This is a genomic window from Pseudomonas syringae group sp. J254-4, from assembly GCF_032586855.1.
In the GTDB taxonomy this organism is placed as follows: domain Bacteria; phylum Pseudomonadota; class Gammaproteobacteria; order Pseudomonadales; family Pseudomonadaceae; genus Aquipseudomonas; species Aquipseudomonas amygdali.
This window is the reverse complement of record NZ_JAWHOO010000011.1, coordinates 1-21886: the sequence shown is the minus strand read 5'-3', so window position 1 is coordinate 21886 and position 21886 is coordinate 1. Positions and strand designations below refer to the sequence as shown.

The following is a 21886-nucleotide window of genomic DNA, read 5'->3' as shown; positions in this document are numbered from 1 at the left end:
CGTTAGCGGTCAAAGGCTGGATTTGGTGATCACATTCAGGCTCATCTGCTCCAGCAGCCTGTTCATGTCAATGAACCGGGCAAAGCGCTTGTCCTGAGTCTGTCCATGGAAAAACCGGTAGTAAATCTGTTGCACGATACCGGCCAGACGAAACAGGCCGTAGGTGTAGTAGAAGTCGAAATTGTCGATATGGATGCCCGAACGCTCGGCGTAATAGTCGACGAACGCCTGGCGCGTCAGCATGCCGGGCGCATTGCTCGGCTGGCGGCGCGTCAACTGAACCGGTAGCGGGTCGTCAGCCTGGACCCAGTAGGCGAGGGTATTGCCCAGGTCCATCAGCGGATCACCGAGCGTGGTCAGTTCCCAGTCCAGCACGCCGATGATGTTCATCGGGTTGTCAGGATCGAGGATCACATTGTCGAAGCGATAGTCGTTATGCACGATGCTGGAGATGGGCGAGTCGGCGGGCATTTTGTCTGCCAGCCAGGCCTGGACCTGCTGCCATGCCGGGGCGTCCGGGGTTCGCGCTTTTTCATAACGCTCGGTCCAGCCCGAAATCTGCCGCTGCACGTAACCCTGGGGCTTGCCCAGATCACCCAGGCCGCACGCATGGAAGTCAACGCGGTGCAAGTCCACCAGCTTGTTGATGAAGCTCTTGCACAGGTCTTCGGTCTGTCGTGCATCAAGCGCCAGCTCGGGCGGCAGGTCAGAGCGCAGGATGATGCCCTTGACGCGCTGCATCACGTAAAACTCCGAGCCGATTACCGATTCATCCGTGCAGTGCAGGTACGCTTGCGGGCAATAGGGGAAGGCATTCCTGAGCTGGTTGAGAATGCGGTATTCACGACCCATGTCATGTGCCGATCGCGCCTTGTGTCCGAACGGTGGGCGCCGCAGCACCAACTCGCGCTCGGGGTACTGAATCAGGTAGGTCAGGTTAGATGCGCCTCCGGGGAACTGACTGATCGCCGGGGTGCCATGCAGATCCGCCAGATGCGCCTTCAGGTACGGATCTATCAGGGAGGCGTCCAGTTCTTCGCCGCTGCGAATCCCGGTGGACTGGTCAGTCGGTGCCATACGTATACCTTGTGTTTATTATGGTCAGCTAAAACTATTGACTAATCTAATGATCGTCTGATTCGCGAGCAAGCTCGCGGCAGCGTTATAGACTAGCGTGTTGCCGGGCAATCAGCGGCTCTGATTGCTGCTTTGTACAGAACGGCACAGACAAAAAAACCGAAGCCGGCGGGGCTTCGGTTTTTTGGTGGTGCTACCTGCAAAGCGCCAGGTGTTTAAACCGGGAACAGTTCGCTGAGCTTCATGGCCAGCATCATGTCGCCTTCGGCGCGCAGCTTGCCGCCCATGAACGCCTGCATGCCATCGGTTTCGCCGGTGACAATGCCCTTGAGGGTTTCGCTGTCCATGACCAGGGTCACGTTGGCGTCCGGGTTTTCGCCTTCCTGCAATTCGCAGGTGCTGTCCTTGACGATCAGGGCGTAGTGTTTGTCTTCGTCGGTAATATTGAAACCGAAGACCAGGTCCAGACCGGCAGCAGCAGCCGGGTTGAACTTGTTCTTCATGGTTTGTACGGCGTCTGCTACTGAGGTCATGTCTTGATCCTTTTGTGGTGAGTACTTGCGTCCGCAAGGACGCGATTGGCCGGGCTCAGCGATAGGTAATGAGCTCCGGCGTCTTCAGCAGTTGCAAGTGTGTGTAACCGTTGAAGGAAGCCAGGGTAACGTCGTTGCCTTTGAATTTGAGCTGATGCAGCGAAGTGTTGACGATATGCCAGTGCAGCTCCAGTGCCTTTGCTGCAGGCATTCCGGTAACAAGGTGGAGCAGGGCAGTAATGGTGCCGCCGGACGTGAACACGGCAATGCGCTCATGTGGACCTGCGTCCAGAAGAATTCTGTCCAGGCCTGCCTTGACGCGGTCCACGAAACCTTGCCAGCTTTGCAGCCCCGGCGTGTCGTGCTCGCCACTCAGCCAGCGTTTGGTGATCAGGTTGAACAACCGGTGAAACCCTGCGGGATTGCCAGCGACGTCGCGCAGAATATCCAGCGCTTGCGGCTCATCGACAAGCATCGCGGGTATCAACGCCCTTATCACGCCTTCAGCGTCGAATTCATCGAAAGCGCTGTCGAGCTGCACGGGAGGCGTTTCGATACCGGCTTCGGTGTACTGGCCCAGCACATGCTGTGCGGTGTCTTTCTGGCGCAGAAGCTCACCCGATACACACCGGTCAAAGGTCATGCCCGACTGCGCGAGGTGAGCACCCAGCACCTGTGACTGACGAACACCCATAGGCGACAGTACGTCGTAATCGTCTGCACCAAATGAGGCCTGGCCATGTCGTATCAGGTAGATGCTGCCCACGTCCGTGTCGTCTCGGTACGTTGAAGGTGGGTCGAGGTTATGAGGGATGCCGGGCGACTGTCAATGAAAAAACATACGCTCGTTTGAAATCACCGTTTTAATGGTTTGTAACGGCTCGATAGCTGGTGCGTCGCACAGGGCGTCGGTATGCTGCATTCATTGGGGCCCTTGATTGGTAAGGGCCTGACGCAAATGAGGGATATTCGTGGATTTCGTTGTCGATTACGCAAGTTTTCTGGCTAAAACCGTGACGCTGGTAATCGCCATCGTGGTGGTGCTGGTTGCCATTGCGTCCATGCGTGGCAAGGGACGTCGCAAAATGGCGGGGCAGCTCCAGGTCACCCGGCTCAATGACTTCTATAAAGGCCTGCGTGAGCGGCTTGAGCAATCCTTGCTCGACAAGGAGCGCCTCAAGGCACTGCGCAAAGAGCAGGGCAAGGCCCTGAAAAAAGAAAAGAAGCAGGCAGAGCCAAAAGCCCGTGTCTATGTGCTGGATTTCGACGGTGACATCAAGGCCTCGGCTACTGAAAGCATGCGTCATGAAATTACCGCTCTGCTGACGCTGGCCACCGACAAGGACGAAGTGGTCCTGCGTCTGGAAAGCGGTGGCGGCATGGTGCACAGCTATGGTCTGGCGTCCTCGCAACTGGCACGCATTCGGCAGGCCGGTATTCCACTGACCGTATGCATCGACAAGGTTGCGGCCAGTGGCGGGTACATGATGGCCTGCATCGGCAACAAGATCATCAGCGCACCGTTCGCCATTCTCGGGTCCATCGGCGTTGTTGCGCAGTTGCCCAACGTCAATCGCTTGCTGAAGAAGCACGACATCGATTTTGAAGTGCTGACCGCGGGTGAATACAAACGCACCCTGACGGTGTTTGGCGAAAACACCGAGAAGGGTCGCGAGAAATTCCAGCAGGACCTGGACATCACCCACGACCTGTTCAAGAACTTCGTTGCCAGCTACCGCCCGCAATTGTCCATCGACGAAGTGGCCACGGGCGAGGTATGGCTCGGCATGGCTGCGGTCGACAAGCTGCTGGTCGATGAACTAAAGACCAGCGACGAGTACCTGGCCGAGCGCGCCAAGGATGCAGACGTGTTCCACCTGCACTACGTGCAACGCAAAAGCCTTCAGGAACGCATGGGGATGGCTGCAGCCACCTCGGCGGATCAACTGGCTGCTAAGTGGTGGGGACGTTTGACTCAGCAGCGGTTCTGGTAGGTGTAAATGACAAGGTGGCCTGAGTCGAGCCTCAAGTTACCCGATATCACAGAACCGCTGTGTGACGCAAAGCGTCACGAACTGCATGCCGACGCGGAGCGTCGGCACGATCGTCATTAGTATCTAAGCCGTGTCTTAGCCACCTGCTTTCGTGCTTTAGCCACCTGCTTTAAAGTGCTTTTCAACCGCGATGGCACTGACGACGCAGAGTGCGACGTTAGTGACGGCTGAGTCCTGACGCTGATCCGGGGGATGCGAGGCAGGACGCCGAGCAAGCCGCACCGGGCCAAGGATGGCCCGTTGCGGCGGCCCCCGGATCAGTGACAGGGCGAAGGAACCCGACGAAGTCGGGCCGGAAACAGGAGCGAGGACTTTGCTTACTTTGGTCCCTCAAAGTGAGGCGCCGTAAGGGCGCAAAGGTGACCTGAGTCGAACACAATCCACCTGACCTCACAGGACAAGCGTGTGACGCAGAGCGTCACGAAAGGCATTACCACGCGGAGCGTGGGAACGAGAATCTGAGCCGAACGCCAATCACCTGACACCACAGAACCACGAACTGCATGCCTACGCTTAGCGCAGGCATGATAGTCATCTCAAGTGAGCACAGAGACGATAATGCAGGTCACCTGAATCAGCGGCGCCGGAACAGCGGCAGCGGCTCGTCGGTTGCAGCCTGATAGGTGACCGAGAAGTCCTTCAAGCCTTCCAGCGCCTCGTACGGATCCTTGTCGGCACGTACCGCGAACGCATCGAAGCCACAGCGGCGCATGTAGAACAACTGATCGCGCAACACGTCGCCGATGGCGCGCAATTCGCCCTTGTAGCCAAAACGATCACGCAACAGGCGCGCATTCGAGAAGCTACGACCGTCAGTGAAAGCCGGAAAGTTCAGGGCGATGACCTGAAACTGGTCCACATCTGCGCCAATCTCTTCGGCTTCTTCATCACTGTCCAGCCATACGCCCAAACCGCCATCGCGTGCCTTCAATGCATGCGCGTGTTCGCGCCACAGTGCCAGCGGCACGATCAGGTCATCAGCGTTCGACAGGCTGTCAAAGGTGGTTTCCTTCGGCAACAGGTGCCAGGTTTCATCAATGACTTCGTTGTTCTTAATGATTCGCTGCATAGACGCGCTCCTTGAAAGGGTCAATGCCAATACGTTGGTAGGTGTCGATAAAGCGCTCGTCTTCGGTACGTTTTTCAACGTAGACGTCAATCAGCTTCTCGATCACGTCCGGCATCGCCTCCTGGGCAAAGGAAGGGCCGAGGATCTTGCCGAGGCTCGCATCGCGGCTGGCACTGCCGCCGAGTGAGACCTGGTAGAACTCTTCACCTTTCTTATCCACGCCCAGCACGCCGATATGGCCGACATGGTGGTGGCCGCAAGCGTTCATGCAGCCGGAAATGTTCAGGTCCAGCTCGCCGATATCGAACAGGTAGTCCAGATCGTCGAAGCGGCGCTGGATGGATTCTGCAATCGGAATCGATTTGGCGTTGGCCAGCGAGCAGAAATCACCGCCAGGGCAGCAGATGATGTCGGTCAGAAGACCAATGTTCGGTGTGGCAAAACCATTGTCGCGCAGCTCGTTCCACAGGCTGAACAGCTCGGCCTGCTCGACGTCAGCCAGGATGATGTTCTGCTCGTGGGAAGTGCGCAGTTGACCAAAGCTGTAGCGATCGGCCAGATCGGCGATGGCGTCCAGCTGCTTGTCGGTCACGTCGCCCGGCGCAACGCCGGTTGGCTTGAGCGACAGGGTCACAGCAATGTAGCCAGGCTTTTTGTGGGCCAGCACATTGCGTTGACGCCAGCGAGCGAAGCCTGGGTGCTGAGCGTCCAGAGCTGCCAGTTCGGCGTGCTGGTCGCTGAGAGCCTTGTATTGCGGGTCGACGAAGTGCCGGGAAACGCGCTGCACTTCGGCTTCGGTCAGGGTGGTCTGACCGCCACGCAAGTGAGCCATTTCGGCGTCTACCTTGGCGGCAAAAACCTCAGGCGTCAGTGCCTTGACCAGAATCTTGATCCGCGCCTTGTACTTGTTGTCGCGACGGCCATAACGGTTGTAGACCCGCAGGATAGCGTCGAGATAACTCAGCAGGTCCTGCCATGGCAGGAATTCATTGATGAAGGCACCGACAACCGGCGTACGGCCAAGGCCGCCACCCACCAGTACGCGGAAACCCAGCTCGCCGGCTTCATTGCGCAACGGCTCAAGACCGATGTCATGCACTTCGATGGCGGCGCGATCACTGGTCGAGCCGTTGATTGCGATCTTGAACTTGCGCGGCAGGTAAGCGAATTCGGGGTGGAAGGTGGTCCACTGACGGACGATCTCGCACCATGGGCGCGGATCTACCAGTTCGTCTGCCGCCACACCGGCAAACTGGTCGGTGGTGACGTTGCGCAGGCAGTTGCCACTGGTCTGGATAGCGTGCATCTGCACGGTCGCCAGTTCAGCGAGAATATCCGGTACATCTTCAAGCGCAGGCCAGTTGAACTGTACGTTCTGGCGGGTACTGATATGCGCGTAGCCCTTGTCGTAGTCACGGGCAATTTTGGCCATCATGCGCGCCTGACGCGAGGTCAGCTGGCCGTATGGAACCGCCACACGCAACATGGGCGCGAAGCGCTGGACATAAAGACCGTTTTGCAGGCGCAACGGTCGAAACTCTTCTTCGCTCAGTTCCCCGGCCAGGTAGCGTCGGGTCTGATCCCGGAACTGCTTGACGCGGTCCTCGATGATCTTCTGATCGTAATCGTCGTATACGTACATATAGGTCCTGTTCTCAGGCTTCGTCATGAAGCAGGGCAGTGGCGTCAGTCCGGGCACACGCCCGTCACTCGCGGTAGCCTGCTTCATCTGGTCAATTCTGCGCGCACGGCCGCGCACTCCGTCGGGAGCGAAGGCGACGATAGCAGTTTGCAGATATCGATAAAAGTGATGTTTATATATATGCAAATCACTAAAAGCGATAAGCAAAACCCCGTCCGTGCATATCCCTGCTTGCCGTGTGGGCAAGACTCGACTTAACTGAACGTTGACCGATGCCGAGCAGGTGTCGGAACACTCCTATTCATGTGCAATCACCCACAAGACCGACAAGAGGCGATGCGATGAGCAAGCACCCGAAAGTAGCCAAGCCAGGCAGATCCGTGGACACCTGGGCCATTTTATTCATTGTCATTCTGGCGGTAGGCGCAGCGATGTTCTGGGCCAGCAGCCAGTGAAGGGCTGATAAAGAATCTGCCGGAGTCTCCAGAACCTTGCTGCCGCAGCCGATAACACGCTCGTAGTGCTAAATCCCTGCTGCTTCAAGGTTCGTTGATATGAAGGCGTTACATGCTGGCTGGCTGTTACTGTGCAGTTGTCTCTGGGGCGGGGCGACACATGCCGCCTCGGTGGTATTTCTGAACCCCGGCGCACCATCCGATGGCTATTGGCAGAGTTACTCCCGGGTCATGCAGACGGCTGCCGACACCACCGGCATGTCACTGAAAATACTCTATACCGAGCGCGACACCCGCAAGTTGCTCGATCTGGCGCGAGCGGCGCTGCAAGGGGATGAGCGCCCGGATTACCTGTTGTTTTCCAATGAGTTGAATATCGCCCCTGAAGTCCTGCGCATGTCCGTGGGCAGCGGGGTCAAGCTGTTTGCCGTCAACAATACGCTGACCGAGGACCAGATTCGGATTCTCGGTGATCTGCCATCGCGTTATCCGGACTTCATCGGCAGCCTGGTGGGCAACGATGAACAGGGCGGCTATCTGACGGCAAAGCGGCTTATCAGTCTCGCGGCGCCTGGCGCAGACGGTCAGGTCATCGACATGCTCGCGTTTTCCGGGACCAACACCACGCCCGTTTCCCTGTTGCGTGAAAAAGGCATGCTGCGTGCCCTGTCAGAGCACCCAGAGGTGCATCTACGGCAGATTGCGCTGGGTGGCTGGCGCCGTGATCGCGCGCTCGAGCAGGCGCGCGTGCTGTTCAATCGCTATCCGCAGACACGCCTGGTGTGGGCTGCCAACGAGCAAATGGCGTTCGGTGCGATGGATGCATTGCGCGAGAGCGGCGGCAAGCCGGGGCAGGACGTGCTGTTCAGTGCGATCAACGGCACGTCGCTTTCACTGCGGGCTCAGCTCAATGGCAGCCTGAGTGTCGTGGCTTCAGGGCATTTCACCCTGGGCGGGTGGGCCATCATTCTCTTGCACCACTATGACACTGCTCAATGGCAGGCCCGGCAACAGATCGGCACACGAATCATTGATGTGATTCACGTGGTCGAGCCACAGGATGCGCAGCGCTTTCTGGATGCCGCCCGGGACGAGCATTACCGGCTCGATATCCAGGCATTCAATATGGAAGCTTCTGGCGAAGCGTCGCCATTTTCGCTGAAAGGCATGTTGCCGCCTGACCACTCAGGCGGCAGATAACCGGTCAGGCGTTACTCGTCGTAGCCCAGGTTGGGTGCCAGCCAGCGCTCGGTGACGCTCAGGTCCTGGCCTTTGCGGGCGGTGTAGCTTTCGACCTGATCCTTATCCACCTTGCCTACCGCAAAGTACTGCGCCTGAGGATGGGCAAAGTACCAGCCGCTGACGGCCGCAGCCGGGAACATTGCGTAGTGCTCGGTCAGGAACACGCCGCTTTTGCCGGGCGTATGTTCGGGTGTGCCTTCCGGCAGCGGGTCGAGCAGGGCGAACAGGGTGCCTTTTTCGGTGTGATCGGGGCAGGCCGGGTAGCCGGGAGCCGGACGAATGCCCATGTACTGCTCCTTGATCAACGCCTCGTTGTCCAGCGCCTCGTCTTTGGCGTAACCCCAGTATTCCTTGCGCACCTGCTGGTGCAGCCATTCGGCACAGGCTTCGGCCAGACGGTCGGCGAGTGCCTTGACCATGATCGAGTTGTAGTCGTCGCCCTTGTCCTGATAGGCCTTGGCAACTTCTTCGGCACCAATGCCGGCGGTGGTGATGAAGCCACCGATGTAGTCGGTCAGGCCACTGTCTTTCGGCGCGACGAAGTCGGCCAGCGAGAAGTTCGGCTTGCCGTCAGGCTTTATGGTCTGTTGGCGCAGGTGATGCAGCTTCGCCAGCGGCTTGCCGTCGTCGCCATAGACCTCCAGATCATCATCGTTGACCTGATTGGCTGGCCAGAAGCCGAATACTGCACGGGCGCTGATCAGTTTCTCGTCGATCAGCTTGCGCAGCATCTGGGTGGCGTCCGCATACAGCGCGGTGGCCGCTTCACCGACCACTTCGTCGGTCAGGATGCGCGGGTATTTACCGGCCAGGTCCCAGGAGATGAAGAACGGTGTCCAGTCGATGTATTCGGCCAGCACGTTCAGGTCGATGTCCTGCAGTACCCGCGTGCCGGTGAAGGTCGGCTGGGCAGGGGTATAGTTTTCCCAGTCGAATTGCGGCTTTTTTGCCACTGCCGCGCCATAACTCAAACGCTCGGTGCGCGCGCTGCGTGCCGAGGTGCGCTCACGTACTTCGACGTATTCCAGACGGGTCTTTTCAATAAAGGCCGGCTTCAGCTCTTTCGACAGCAACTGGGTCGCGACGCCGACCGCTCGGGAAGCATCGGTGACGTAGATGACTGCGTCATTGCTGTATTTAGGCTCGATCTTCACCGCCGTGTGCGCCTTGGATGTGGTCGCGCCGCCGATCATCAATGGCAGGTGGAAGTCCTGGCGCTGCATTTCTCTGGCGACATGGACCATTTCGTCCAGTGACGGCGTGATCAGGCCGGACAGGCCGATGATGTCGCATTTCTCGTCGCGGGCCACTTGCAGGATTTTCTCTGCAGGCACCATCACGCCCAGGTCGACAATGTCGTAGCCGTTACAGCCCAGTACTACGCCGACGATGTTCTTGCCGATGTCATGTACGTCGCCCTTGACCGTCGCCATCAGGATTTTGCCCTTGGCTTCGGGCTTGTCGCCCTTTTCCAGCTCGATGAACGGAATCAGGTGCGCCACTGCCTGCTTCATCACGCGCGCGGACTTGACCACCTGAGGCAGGAACATCTTGCCTGCGCCAAACAGGTCACCGACCACGTTCATGCCCGCCATCAGCGGGCCCTCGATCACTTCGATAGGGCGGGTGAATGCCAGGCGCGACTCTTCGGTGTCCTGGACGATGTGCGTGGTGATGCCCTTGACCAGCGCGTGTTCCAGACGCTGATTGACCGGCCAGCTGCGCCATTCCTCGGTTTCGGCCTCCTTGACGCTGCCATCACCCTTGAACTTGTCGGCAATTGCCAGCAATGCATCCGTGCCCTCGGGATTGCGGTTGAGCACTACGTCTTCGACGCAGTCACGCAGTTCAGCGGGAATCTGGTCGTAGATTTCCAGCTGCCCGGCGTTAACGATGCCCATACTCAGGCCATTGCGGATCGCATGCAGCAGGAACACCGAGTGGATCGCTTCACGCACCGGGTTGTTGCCACGGAACGAGAACGACACGTTGGACACCCCACCCGAGGTCAGGGCATACGGCAGCTCGTCACGGATGTAGGCGCAGGCGTTGATGAAGTCCACGGCATAATTATTGTGCTCTTCGATACCGGTAGCGATGGCGAAGATGTTCGGGTCGAAGATGATGTCTTCCGGCGGGAAGCCCACTTCGTTGACCAGAATGTCGTAGGAGCGCTTGCAGATTTCCTTCTTGCGCGCCTCGGTATCGGCCTGACCCTGTTCGTCGAAGGCCATGACCACCACGGCCGCGCCGTATCGCTTGCACAGCCGCGCGTGATGAATGAACTGCTCGACGCCTTCCTTCATGCTGATGGAGTTGACGATGCCCTTGCCCTGGATGCACTTGAGGCCGGCCTCGATCACTTCCCACTTGGAGGAGTCGATCATGATCGGTACGCGGGAAATGTCCGGCTCGCCTGCGATCAGGTTGAGGAAGGTCACCATGGCCTTCTTCGAGTCGAGCATCCCTTCGTCCATGTTGATGTCGATCACCTGGGCACCGGCTTCGACCTGCTGCAGGGCGACTTCCAGCGCTTCGGTGTAGTTGTCTTCACGAATCAGACGGGCAAAGCGGGCAGAGCCGGTGATGTTGGTGCGCTCGCCGACGTTGACGAACAGCGACTGACGATCAATGGTGAACGGCTCGAGGCCCGACAGGCGGCAGGCTTTTGGAATGTCCGGAATTTCGCGTGGCGCGTAGCCCGAAACAGCCTCGGCAATCGCCTTGATGTGCGCTGGCGTCGTACCGCAGCAACCGCCGACGATGTTCAGGAAGCCGCTTTGCGCGAACTCCTCGATGATCTTCGCCGTCTGGCTCGGCAGCTCGTCGTATTCGCCAAAGGCGTTGGGCAGACCGGCGTTGGGGTGCGCAGATACATGGGTGTTGGCCTTGTTGGCCAGCTCTTGCAGGTAAGGGCGCAGCTCGCTGGCACCCAGTGCGCAGTTCAGGCCGACCGAGATCGGTTTGGCGTGACTGATCGAGTTCCAGAACGCTTCGGTGGTCTGGCCGGACAGGGTGCGCCCCGAGGCATCGGTGATGGTCCCGGAGATCATGATTGGCAGTTCAAAGCCCACTTCTTCGAACACGCCCTGCACGGCAAAGATCGCCGCCTTGGCGTTGAGGGTGTCGAAAATGGTCTCGATCAGGATCAGGTCGGCGCCGCCCTCGATCAGCCCTTTGGTCGCTTCGGTGTAGTTCTCGACCAGTTCGTCGAAGGTCACATTGCGATAGCCGGGGTTGTTGACGTCCGGCGATAGCGAACAGGTGCGGCTGGTAGGGCCCAGCACGCCCGCCACGAAACGCGGTTTGTCCGGGGTTTCCAGTGTCTTGGCGTCTGCGACCTTGCGCGCCAGGCGTGCACCTTCGACGTTCAGCTCGTAGACGATCGATTCCATGCCGTAATCGGCCTGGGAGACCTGAGTGGCGTTGAAGGTATTGGTTTCGAGGATGTCGGCACCGGCATCCAGATAAGCCTTCTCAATGGCGCCGATCACGTCAGGTCGGGTCAGGATCAACAGGTCGTTGTTGCCCTTTACATCACTTGGCCAATCGGCGAAGCGCTTGCCCCGATAATCCTGCTCTTCAAGCCTGTAGCTCTGAATCATGGTGCCCATGCCGCCATCGAGGATCAGAATCCTCTGTTTCAGAGCAGTAAGAAAGGCTTGATGGCGGGCGCTGCGGTCAGACATGGGGGCTACCTTGAGAAGGTCGATACTTTAAAGGACGGGATGATAGCAAACCGGAACGGTTTTGGTGGTGCTGCGGCTTTTGCATGAAAATCATTCATGTTGGAGGCAATTACGGCCTAGTAGAATTGTTCCATTTTTAATGACAGAGCCTACGGGATATGCCGCACCGTTTGTTGGCAAGCATCGCCTTGCTTTTTATCTGCTGTGCTGCACAGGCCCAGACACCCTCAGCCACACCCGCAAGCCCGGCTATTTCCTACGTAAAGGATATTCAGCCGATTCTTACCGAGAAATGCGTTGCCTGCCATGCCTGCAACGATGCTCCCTGCCAGTTGAACCTGGGCAGCGGGGAAGGCGTGAGCCGTGGTGCCAGCAAGACCCCGGTTTACCAGGGCGAGCGTAGTGAAGCGGTAGCGCCGACCCGACTGTTTTATGATGCGCGTGATACCGAGGCTTGGCGCGGCAAGGGGTTTTACTCAGTGCTGGAGGCCCAGGGCAGTCAGGCTGCCCTGATGGCGCGCATGCTCGATCTGGGGCGCAGCGCGCCGTTGCCGGCCAACAGCAAAATTCCGGACGAGATCGCGCTGGGCATCAATCGCGAAAATGTGTGCCCGCTGCCCGGCGAATTCAACGCCTATGCCGCAGCTCATGCGCAACAAGGCATGCCACTGGCGGTGGCTGGCCTGACCGATGCCGAATACCAGACGCTGCAGCGCTGGCTGGCTGCCGGTGCGCCGGTGGAGCAGCAGACCATTACCCCGAGTGTCACCGAGGCCGCGCAGATCAATGCCTGGGAGGCGCAGCTCAACGAGCCTGGCGCGAATCAGGCGCTGGTCGGTCGCTGGCTGTTCGAGCACCTGTTCCTGGCGCATATCTATTTCGAAGGCGGTGAGGCGGGGCACTTCTTTCAGTGGGTACGTTCGCGAACTCCAAGCGGCAAGCCTGTGGACCTGATCGCTACTCGTCGCCCCGACGATGATCCGGGCAGTGACTTCTATTATCGATTGATCCCTGTGCAGGGCGTGATCGTTCACAAGACCCACATTACCTATGCCATGAGCCCACAGAAACTGATGCGGGTCAGGCAGTTGTTCTATGGTAAAGACTGGAAGGTCAACGCACTGCCTGGCTATGGCCCTGGCCATCGGGCCAATCCGTTTCTGACCTTTGAAGCGATCCCGGCAGCGGCGCGTTATCAGTTCATGCTCGACAATGCCGAGTATTTCGTCCGCACCTTCATTCGCGGGCCGGTCTGTCGCGGGCAGATCGCGACCGATGTGATTCGCGATCAGTTCTGGGTGCTGTTCCAGGACCCGTCGCACGATCGCTACATCAACGATGCGACGTATCGCGGGGAGGCTACGCCATTGCTGGCCATGCCGGGGCAGAACGATGACGTGGGCAGCGTGCTGAGCCTGTGGCTGTCCTACCGCGACCGGCGCAATGAGTATGAAGACCTGCGCCGCGACAGTTACGCGAAAATGCCAGCGCCGGGCTGGAGCACGCTGTGGGCAGGCAATGACAATGCCTTGCTGACCGTTTTCCGTCATTTCGACAGTGCGTCGGTCAATAAAGGGCTGATTGGCGACGTGCCGCACTCCATGTGGCTGTTCGACTACCCGCTGCTGGAGCGCACCTATTATCAGTTGGCGGTGAACTTCGATGTCTATGGCAACGTTTCACATCAGGCACAGACCCGGCTGTATTTCGACTTGATCCGCAACGGTGCCGAAATCAACTTCCTGCGCCTGATGCCTGCCGATCGCCGGGAAGACATACTCAGCGATCTTTATCAGGATGGCGGCAAGATCAAGATGTGGCTGGATTACCAGAAGATCGACGACGATACGCCAACCGGTATCAAACTCGATGAAAAGGCCGCGCAGCGCGACTTTGCGTTCAAGCTGATCGAGCGTTCCGGCAGCCTGAATGCCGCGCCTGATCCGATCAACCGCTGCAGCGGGGCGTATTGTTCTCGGCCAAACCTCGACAGCAGTTTTGCCCAGGCGGAACAGGCACTGAGCCGTTTGACCTCACGCCCGGCGGCGGGCCTGAAAGTCATCGATCAATTGCCGGAAGCAAGCATGCTGCGCATCGAGGGCAGCGACGGCAAACGCATGATCTACAGCATGCTGCGCAACCGTGCGCACAGTAACGTCGCGTTTCTGCTGGGCGAGTCTTATCGCTATATACCGGGGCTGGACACACTGACCGTCTACCCGGGCGTGCTCAGCAGTTATCCGAATTTCATCTTCAATATTCCGGTCGCACAGGTGCCGGCCTTTGTCGATGCCATGCAGCAGAGCAAGGATCAGGCGAGTTTCGAACAAATCGTCCAGCGTTGGGGCATCCGTCGTACTCATCCACTGTTCTGGAGTTACTTCCACGATCTGAATCGCTACGTTCAGGAAACTGAACCACGCGAAGCGGGTGTGCTGGACATGAATCGCTACGAGAACCTCTGAAAAACCGGGGCTTCACGCCGCAGGCCCTTGTGCAACATGGCCTGCGGCCATCTTTACTTCCTGAACGAAATGTATCTCGCGCGATCTTTTTTCCAAAAAGGTGGTCCGAAATGGTGCGCGTCATAGGCCGGTTTATCAAACGACCCATGATTGAAAGTCAGGCAGTAGAGGTTTTTTGTGATGTTGATTTCAGTTCAGGCGCTACGTGCGTTCGCAGCGTGGGTCGTGGTGTGTCATCACTTCATGCAGATTTTTTTCGATTTCAAGGCCAGCGGCCCGGTGGGACAGTTCTTTGTGTCGAAGGGCGCGGTCGGCGTTGATATCTTCTTTGTCATCAGTGGTCTGGTTATCTTTTTGTCGACGCAGAACAGCGATATGCCTGCACGGCGCTTCATTCTGCATCGTCTGATTCGAATTGTTCCGGCCTATTGGCTGTATACCGCCGCCATGGCGTTGTTGTTGCTGATTGCAGCACCGATGCTCCCGCATCAGGTCATCGGCTGGCAGAACTTCCTCTTGTCACTGGTATTCATTCCTTCCGAAAACCCCGGCGGTTATGGCCTTTACCCGACGCTTAACGTCGGCTGGACGCTCAATTATGAGATGTTTTTCTACCTGCTATTCTCGGTGGTATTCCTCTTTCAACAGCGTCACCGGCCGCTGATCATTGCCGCAGCGCTGTTTGCGGTCAGTGAGGTTCTGGCCCGCACCGGGCTGATCAGCCGCTTCTACGGCAATGACATCATTTACGAATTCCTGCTGGGTATCGGCATCGGCATCCTCTATCGCCGTGACTGGATCAAACAGGCGTTATGGCTGCCGCTGGCGGGTATTGCGGTAGGGCTGTATGCGATCAATCACCTGACCAATGAGCAGCGTCTGCTCAACTGGGGCCTGCCGAGTGCCTTGATCGTACTATCGTGCATCTCGCTGGAACCGTATTTCCAAGGCAACAGGCTGCTCAAGGTACTGGGCGACTGCTCGTACTCGGTCTACCTGCTGCACGTTCTGGTGCTGTACGGCGGCTTGCTGATGGCGCAACGCTTTGGCCTCAGCCCCTATGTGGTGTTCGCGTTCTGCGTGCCGATCATCGCCATCGGTGCCTGGGTCAGTTATGAGTGGATCGAGAAGGGCCTTTACCGCCGGATGAAAGCCTGGCTGGATGGACGCCGAGCGGTCAGCCGGGCGCAGGCATTAACCTGACAAAAATACTAGGACTTTGTGTGACGGTGCCGATTGGCGTAAACTGCTGGCACGTCTGCGAGGAATTTTCATGACCGCTATCACTATTACCGATGCCGCCCACGATTATCTGGCCGATCTGCTGGAAAAGCAGAACACCCCGGGCATTGGCATCCGCGTATTTATTACCCAGCCCGGCACTCAGTACGCTGAAACCTGCATTGCCTACTGCAAGCCGGGTGAAGAAAAGCCGGAAGACAAGGCTATCGGCCTGAAGAGCTTCACCGCCTGGATCGATGGTTTCAGCGAAGCGTTTCTGGATGATGCCGTGGTTGACTACGCCACTGATCGCATGGGCGGCCAGTTGACCATCAAGGCACCAAACGCCAAGGTGCCGATGGTCAACGCCGACAGCCCGATCAACGAGCGCATCAATTATTATCTGCAAACCGAGATCAATCCCGGCCTTGCCAGTCACGGTGGTCAGGTCACGCTGATCGATGTGGTTGAAGAAGAAGCGAAAAACATTGCCGTTCTGCAATTCGGTGGCGGTTGCCAGGGTTGCGGTCAGGCCGATGTCACGTTGAAGGAAGGTATCGAGCGTACGTTGCTTGAGCGCATTCCCGAGCTGTCGGGTGTTCGCGATGTGACCGACCATACGCAGAAAGAAAACGCTTACTACTAAGCCTTTCTCTGCTGCGTAAAACGCCCTGACTGTTCAGGGCGTTTTCGTGTGCGGCCGTCGCTGGTGGTCAGGTCAGTTCCACCAGTACTGCGCCTTCGTTGACCATCTCTCCCTCATGGCAGTAAAGCGCTGTGACAACGCCGGCACTGGCAGCGCGGATGCTGTGTTCCATCTTCATGGCCTCCAGCACCACCAGTTGCGCCCCGATCTCGACCGTCTGACCCACTTCAACCAGCACGCGCACGATGCTGCCATTCATGGGGGCTGTCAGGCCGCCATGCTGGCTATCACTGGCATCGGCCTGCGCGATGGGGTCATGCCGGGTGATGGTGTGTAGGTCGCCTTGCCATTTGAGGTAAAGCGCATTGCCACGGCGTATCGCCAGATGCGAGCGGCGCACACCGTTATGTTCGACAGTCAGATGCTCGTTGCTGAGTTTGAACGGTGAGTCGCTGCTGTTGCGCAGGTAGACGGTTCGGGTTTGACCATTGCAGCTCAGTCGCAGATCCGTCTCTGCAGGCAGGCCAGCGCGAAAGCCTGTGCTGGCCGCCCAGGGCGAGTGCAGGTCGGCTTGATCGACGCGTGCCGTTTCGCTCTGGTTGAAGGCCTCGGCGGCGGCCTGCCAGAGTTCCTCACACAGTTCACCCGCTTGCGGCAGCAATTGATCCTGATGGCGGGGAATGAAGCCCGTGTCCAGTTCAGCGGCGGCAAACGCCGGATGGGCGATGATTCTGCGCAAAAATGCCAGGTTGGTTCTGACACCGCCCACTGCGAACTCATCCAGCATGCCGAGCAGGCGCAAACGGGCCTGCTCACGGTTTTCGCCCCAGGCAATCAGCTTGCCGAGCATGGGGTCGTAGAAGGGTGAAATGCTGTCGCCCTCGCTAACGCCGCTGTCCACGCGCCTGCCGGAGCCGGACGCGGATTCTCTGTAGAGCTCCAGCGTGCCGGTTGCAGGCAGAAAATCGTTGGCCGGGTCTTCGGCATATAGCCGGACCTCAATGGCGTGGCCGATCAATGGCACTTGTTCTTGAGTAATGGGCAGTGGTTCGCCTCTGGCCACCCGAATCTGCCATTCCACCAGATCCAGGCCCGTGATGTATTCGGTCACCGGGTGCTCGACTTGCAGGCGGGTATTCATCTCCATGAAGAAAAACTCGCCGCGCGCGTCCAGCAGGAATTCCACCGTGCCTGCGCCCACGTAACCGATGGCCTGTGCGGCCTTGACCGCCGCTTCACCCATGGCCTTGCGCAGTTCGGGTGTCAGGCCGGGCGCAGGTGCTTCTTCGACGACCTTCTGATGTCGGCGCTGAATGGAGCAGTCGCGCTCATTGAGGTAGAGACAGTGACCATGGCGGTCGGCAAACACCTGAATCTCGACGTGGCGCGGAGTGAGGACGTATTTCTCCACCAGCATTCGCGCATCGCCGAACGAAGAAAGCGCCTCGCGTTGAGCGGAGGCCAGCGCTTCGGCCAGTTTGCCGCTGTGCTCCACCACCTTCATGCCTTTACCGCCACCGCCTGCCGTGGCTTTCAACAGCACGGGGTAACCGATGCGTTCAGCGGCGCTGCGGAACGTCTCGATGTCCTGTGCGTCGCCGTGATAGCCAGGTACCAACGGCACTCCAGCCTGCTCCATCAGCGACTTGGCGGCAGATTTGCTGCCCATGGCGTCGATGGCCGAGGCGGGTGGGCCGAGGAAAATCAGCCCTGCCTCTTCAATGGCACGGGCAAAGTCGGCATTTTCGGACAAAAAACCATAACCGGGGTGAATCGCTTGCGCGCCGCTTGCCCTGGCCGCATCGATAAGCTTGTCGATCGCCAGGTAGCTTTCTGCTGCCTTGCTGCCTCCAAGATCCACACGGATATCAGCCTCATGGCTATGCCGTGCGTCACGGTCAATGGCACTGTGCACGGCGACTGTGGAGAGCCCCATGGTTTTCGCGGTCCGCATGATGCGGCAGGCAATTTCACCGCGGTTGGCGATCAGCAGCGTGGTCAGCTCGGGAGTGCTCATGATTGCGAGTCCTTCTGTGATTCTTGCCGGGCTGCAAGCGCTGCTGGCGATTGATCGCAGTCTGGCTGCCAGCCGGGTGTGCGTTTTTGCAGGAAGGCGCGCAGGCCTTCCTGGCCTTCGGCGCTGGTACGGATGCGCGCGATGGCGCTTTCACAGTAGCGGCGCAATGCAGGTGTGAGTTCGCCGCTGCCGACTTCGCGTAGCAACTCCTTGCTGACCCGCATGGCCTGCGGGCTATTGAGCAGCAGGGTGTCGACCCACTCCTGTGTGCGGGCTTGTAGGTCGGCAGCCGGGTAGCACTCGGCTATCAGCCCCATCTGCTGCGCTCTCTGGCCATCGAAACGCTCTGCGGTCAGGGCGTAGCGCCGCGCCGCACGTTCGCCGATGGCCTGCACCACAAACGGACTGATAACCGCTGGAGCCAGGCCGATGCGTACTTCCGACAGGCAGAACTGCGCATCCGCTGCCGCAATGGCCATGTCGCAGCAACTGATCAGGCCCAGCGCGCCACCGAACGCTGCACCTTGCACCACCGCAAGCGTCGGAATTTTCAATTTTGCGAGGCTGTACATCAGCTCTGCCAGTTCACGGGCATCGTCCAGATTGGTGTTGTAGTCCAGCTCTGCTGCCTGCTGCATCCAGGCCAGATCGGCACCCGCGCTGAAATGCCTGCCACGCCCGCGCACCAGCAGGAAGCGCAGGCTGGCATCACTTTGTACCTGGTCCAGTGCGAGGATCAGCTCGCGAATCATCTGCGCATTGAAGGCATTGTTCTTGTCCGGTCGATTCAGCCACAGCGTGGCGAAACCACGTGGGTCGGTGATCAACTCTATGGTTGCGAATGAGGTCGACGTCATGGTCATTTCCCGTCTTACATCCGGAACAGGCCGAAGGTAGTAGATTCGATGGGCGCATTGAGCGAGGCGGACAGGGCCAGCGCAAGAATGTCGCGGGTTTGTGCCGGGTCGATGACTCCGTCGTCCCACAGGCGGGCGCTGGAGTAATAAGGGTGGCCTTGATGCTCGTACTGATCGAGAATCGGCTGCTTGAGCTCGGCCTGCTGTTCGGCGCTGAAGGCCTGGCCGGCACGTTCCGCCTGCTCGCACTTGACCTGCACCAGCACGCCCGCTGCCTGCTCGCCACCCATCACGCCGATTCGCGCGTTGGGCCACATCCATAGAAAGCGCGGGTCGTAGGCGCGGCCACACATGCCGTAATTTCCTGCACCGAAACTGCCGCCGATAATGACCGTGAACTTCGGCACCTTCGCGCAAGCCACGGCGGTCACCAGCTTGGCCCCATGCTTGGCGATACCCCCGGCTTCATACTTCTGACCGACCATGAAGCCGGTGATGTTTTGCAGAAACAGCAGGGGAATTCCTCTCTGGCAGGCCAGTTCGATAAAGTGCGCGCCTTTCTGGGCGGCCTCTGCGAACAGGATGCCATTGTTGGCCAGAATCGCGATCGGGTAGCCATGCAGGCGAGCGAAACCGCAGACCAGCGTGGTGCCAAACAACGCCTTGAATTCATCCAGTACCGAGCCATCCACCAACCGCGCGATGACTTCGCGTACGTCAAACGGCTGTTTTGTGTCGGCCGGGATGATGCCGTACAGGTCCTCGCTGGCGTACAGCGGTGCAATGGGCGTGACAGCGTTCAACTGGCCTTGTTTGCGCCAGTTCAGATTGGCAATGCTGCGTCGCGCCAATGCCAGCGCGTGCTCGTCACTGTCGGCATAGTGGTCGGCCACCCCGGAGGTGCGGCAATGCACATCCGCACCGCCCAAGTCTTCAGCGCTGACTATTTCGCCGGTGGCGGCTTTTACCAGTGGCGGGCCTGCGAGGAAGATGGTGGCTTGCTGGCGCACCATGATCGCTTCGTCGGCCATGGCTGGAACATAGGCCCCGCCTGCGGTACAGGAACCCATGACCACGGCAATCTGGGGAATGCCTTGTGCGCTCATGTTGGCTTGATTGAAGAAGATGCGCCCGAAGTGTTCGCGGTCCGGAAACACTTCGTCCTGGCGCGGCAGGTTGGCACCACCGGAGTCCACCAGGTAAATGCACGGCAGGCGGTTTTGCTGGGCGATGGTCTGCGCGCGCAGGTGCTTTTTGACGGTCAGCGGGTAATAGGAGCCACCTTTGACCGTCGCGTCGTTGGCGATGATCATGCATTCGACGCCCTCGACCCGGCCGATACCGGCAATTACCCCGGCGGCCGGAACCTCTTCGCCATACACCTCATGGGCGGCCAGTTGGCCGATCTCCAGAAACGGTGATCCGCTGTCCAGTAAACGGTTGATACGCTCGCGGGGCAGCAACTTGCCTCGTGACGTATGGCGCTCCTGGGCCTTGGGCCCGCCGCCTTGGCGAACGATGCTCAGCAACATACGGAGCTCTTCGACCTGCTTGAGCAGCGCGGTGCGATTAAGGGCAAATTCCGGCGAGCGGGCGTTGATGCGAGTCTGCAGAATGGTCATGGTAGCTCCGCAATCAACGGGTTTCGTTGAACAGTTCGCGACCGATGAGCATGCGCCGGATCTCGCTGGTGCCTGCACCGATCTCGTAGAGTTTGGCGTCGCGCAACAATCGACCGGCCGGGAACTCGTTGATGTAGCCATTGCCGCCCAGAATCTGGATGGCATCCAGCGCCATCTGCGTGGCGCGTTCGGCGCTGTAGAGGATCACGCCCGCTGCGTCCTTGCGCGTGGTCTCGCCACGATCACAGGCCTGGGCGACGGCGTACAGGTAGGCGCGGCTGGCGTTGAGCTGGGTATACATGTCTGCGACCTTGCCCTGAATCAGCTGGAACTCGCCGATGCTCTGGCCAAACTGCTTGCGGTCGTGAATGTAGGGCACCACCACGTCCATACAGGCCTGCATGATTCCGGTCGGCCCGCCAGAGAGCACGACGCGTTCATAATCGAGGCCGCTCATCAGGACCCTGACACCACCATCAAGCACGCCCAGCAGATTCTCTTCGGGCACCTCGACGTCATCGAAAAACAGCTCGCAGGTATTTGAGCCGCGCATGCCCAGCTTGTCGAACTTGCTGCCGCGCGAGAAGCCCTTCCAATCGCGTTCGACGATAAACGCGCTGATGCCATGGGCTGCCTTTTCCAGGTCGGTCTTGGCGTAGATCACATAGGTGTTGGCGTCAGGCCCGTTGGTGATCCAGGTCTTGCTGCCGTTGAGTACGTAGTGATCGCCGCGCTTGTCGGCGCGCAGCTTCATCGATACCACGTCCGAGCCTGCATTGGGTTCGCTCATGGCCAGCGCGCCAACGTGCTCGCCGCTGATCAGCTTGGGCAGGTATCGGGCTTTCTGTGCCGGGCTGCCATTGCGGTTGATCTGATTCACGCACAGGTTGGAGTGTGCGCCGTAGGAGAGCGCCACCGATGCCGAGCCACGGCTGATTTCTTCCATCGCCACGACATGCGCCAGATAACCCAGGCCTGCGCCACCGTATTCCTCGCTGACCGTGATGCCGAGCACGCCCATCTCACCGAATTTGCGCCACATGTCGGCGGGGAACAGGTTGTCCTTGTCGATCTGCGCAGCGCGAGGGGCAAGCTCTGCGGCGACGAAGGATTGCAACTGGTCGCGCAGCATGTCGATGGTTTCGCCCAGGGCGAAGTTCAGGCTGGGGTAACTCATGGGCAGCGTTCCTGTTTTATTCTTGGAGATGGTTCTATGCGGATTGGCTATGACCTTTACGTTAACGTAAACCTGCGGATGTGTGCTGTCAATCAGGCTTGTGCGCGGAGGGTGGGGGAG

The 21886-nt window shown here is 58.9% G+C and carries 15 protein-coding genes; 5 read left to right on the top strand and 10 right to left on the bottom strand.

Annotated features, from left to right (window positions below):
- Positions 1-9: 9 nt before the first annotated feature.
- From RYB09_RS14640 to RYB09_RS14630, 3 genes are all read right to left on the bottom strand, one after another.
- A complete protein-coding gene (locus tag RYB09_RS14640) occupies positions 10-1077 on the bottom strand; it encodes a phosphotransferase family protein (RefSeq protein WP_316889057.1) in 1068 nt (355 codons plus the stop codon).
- A 215-nt stretch (positions 1078-1292) separates the two neighbouring features.
- Positions 1293-1610 (bottom strand): SCP2 sterol-binding domain-containing protein, encoded by a 318-nt coding sequence (locus RYB09_RS14635; RefSeq protein ID WP_316889055.1) that lies wholly within the window; start codon positions 1608-1610, stop codon positions 1293-1295.
- A 55-nt stretch (positions 1611-1665) separates the two neighbouring features.
- Positions 1666-2376, bottom strand: a complete 711-nt coding sequence (locus tag RYB09_RS14630; protein WP_316889054.1) for a histidine phosphatase family protein — start codon at positions 2374-2376, stop codon at positions 1666-1668.
- 205 nt (positions 2377-2581) lie between these two features.
- Between RYB09_RS14630 and sohB the strand changes: the two genes are divergently transcribed.
- The gene (gene sohB / locus RYB09_RS14625; RefSeq protein ID WP_316889052.1) at positions 2582-3604 is read left to right on the top strand and encodes a protease SohB; all 1023 of its coding nucleotides are present in this window, start codon (positions 2582-2584) and stop codon (positions 3602-3604) included.
- 634 nt (positions 3605-4238) lie between these two features.
- On the opposite strand, the gene RYB09_RS14620 is transcribed toward sohB, so the two are convergent.
- Both RYB09_RS14620 and RYB09_RS14615 read right to left on the bottom strand, forming a co-directional pair.
- Entirely contained in the window at positions 4239-4733 is a 495-nt protein-coding gene (locus tag RYB09_RS14620) for a DUF934 domain-containing protein (RefSeq protein WP_054988720.1), read from the bottom strand.
- On the bottom strand, positions 4717-6375 hold the full coding sequence (locus RYB09_RS14615; RefSeq protein WP_058401568.1) for a nitrite/sulfite reductase: 1659 nt from the start codon (positions 6373-6375) through the stop codon (positions 4717-4719). The genes RYB09_RS14620 and RYB09_RS14615 overlap by 17 nt, the downstream gene beginning before the upstream one ends.
- Before the next feature lie 554 nt (positions 6376-6929).
- On the opposite strand from RYB09_RS14615, the gene RYB09_RS14610 reads away from it, so the two are divergent.
- Positions 6930-8030, top strand: coding sequence for an ABC transporter substrate-binding protein (locus RYB09_RS14610; RefSeq protein ID WP_058409385.1), 1101 nt, complete (start codon positions 6930-6932; stop codon positions 8028-8030).
- 11 nt (positions 8031-8041) lie between these two features.
- Here the strand turns inward: RYB09_RS14610 and metH are convergent, their stop codons facing one another.
- Complete coding sequence (gene metH, locus RYB09_RS14605; RefSeq protein WP_058409384.1) at positions 8042-11761, bottom strand: methionine synthase; 3720 nt, start codon at positions 11759-11761, stop codon at positions 8042-8044.
- Positions 11762-12093: 332 nt separating this feature from the next.
- Here metH and RYB09_RS14600 point away from each other — a divergent pair, with 332 nt between their 5' ends.
- The 3 genes from RYB09_RS14600 (at position 12094) to nfuA (ending at position 16093) form a co-directional block, all read left to right on the top strand.
- On the top strand, positions 12094-14226 hold the full coding sequence (locus RYB09_RS14600) for a fatty acid cis/trans isomerase (RefSeq protein ID WP_316889198.1): 2133 nt from the start codon (positions 12094-12096) through the stop codon (positions 14224-14226).
- 180 nt (positions 14227-14406) lie between these two features.
- Entirely contained in the window at positions 14407-15429 is a 1023-nt protein-coding gene (locus tag RYB09_RS14595; RefSeq protein ID WP_316889049.1) for an acyltransferase, read from the top strand.
- Positions 15430-15499: 70 nt separating this feature from the next.
- Positions 15500-16093, top strand: coding sequence for a Fe-S biogenesis protein NfuA (gene nfuA / locus RYB09_RS14590; RefSeq protein ID WP_002553665.1), 594 nt, complete (start codon positions 15500-15502; stop codon positions 16091-16093).
- Between the two features lie 67 nt (positions 16094-16160).
- Here nfuA and RYB09_RS14585 read toward each other — a convergent pair whose 3' ends face one another.
- The 4 genes from RYB09_RS14585 to RYB09_RS14570 are packed head-to-tail and all read right to left on the bottom strand — an operon-like array spanning position 16161 to position 21766.
- Complete coding sequence (locus RYB09_RS14585) at positions 16161-18110, bottom strand: acetyl/propionyl/methylcrotonyl-CoA carboxylase subunit alpha (RefSeq protein WP_316889048.1); 1950 nt, start codon at positions 18108-18110, stop codon at positions 16161-16163.
- Positions 18107-18967 (bottom strand): gamma-carboxygeranoyl-CoA hydratase, encoded by an 861-nt coding sequence (locus RYB09_RS14580; protein ID WP_316889047.1) that lies wholly within the window; start codon positions 18965-18967, stop codon positions 18107-18109. The genes RYB09_RS14585 and RYB09_RS14580 overlap by 4 nt, the downstream gene beginning before the upstream one ends.
- A gap of 14 nt (positions 18968-18981) precedes the next feature.
- Positions 18982-20589, bottom strand: coding sequence for a carboxyl transferase domain-containing protein (locus RYB09_RS14575; protein WP_122259040.1), 1608 nt, complete (start codon positions 20587-20589; stop codon positions 18982-18984).
- Positions 20590-20602: 13 nt separating this feature from the next.
- Entirely contained in the window at positions 20603-21766 is a 1164-nt protein-coding gene (locus RYB09_RS14570; RefSeq protein WP_316889044.1) for an isovaleryl-CoA dehydrogenase, read from the bottom strand.
- Between the last annotated feature and the right edge of the window lie 120 nt (positions 21767-21886).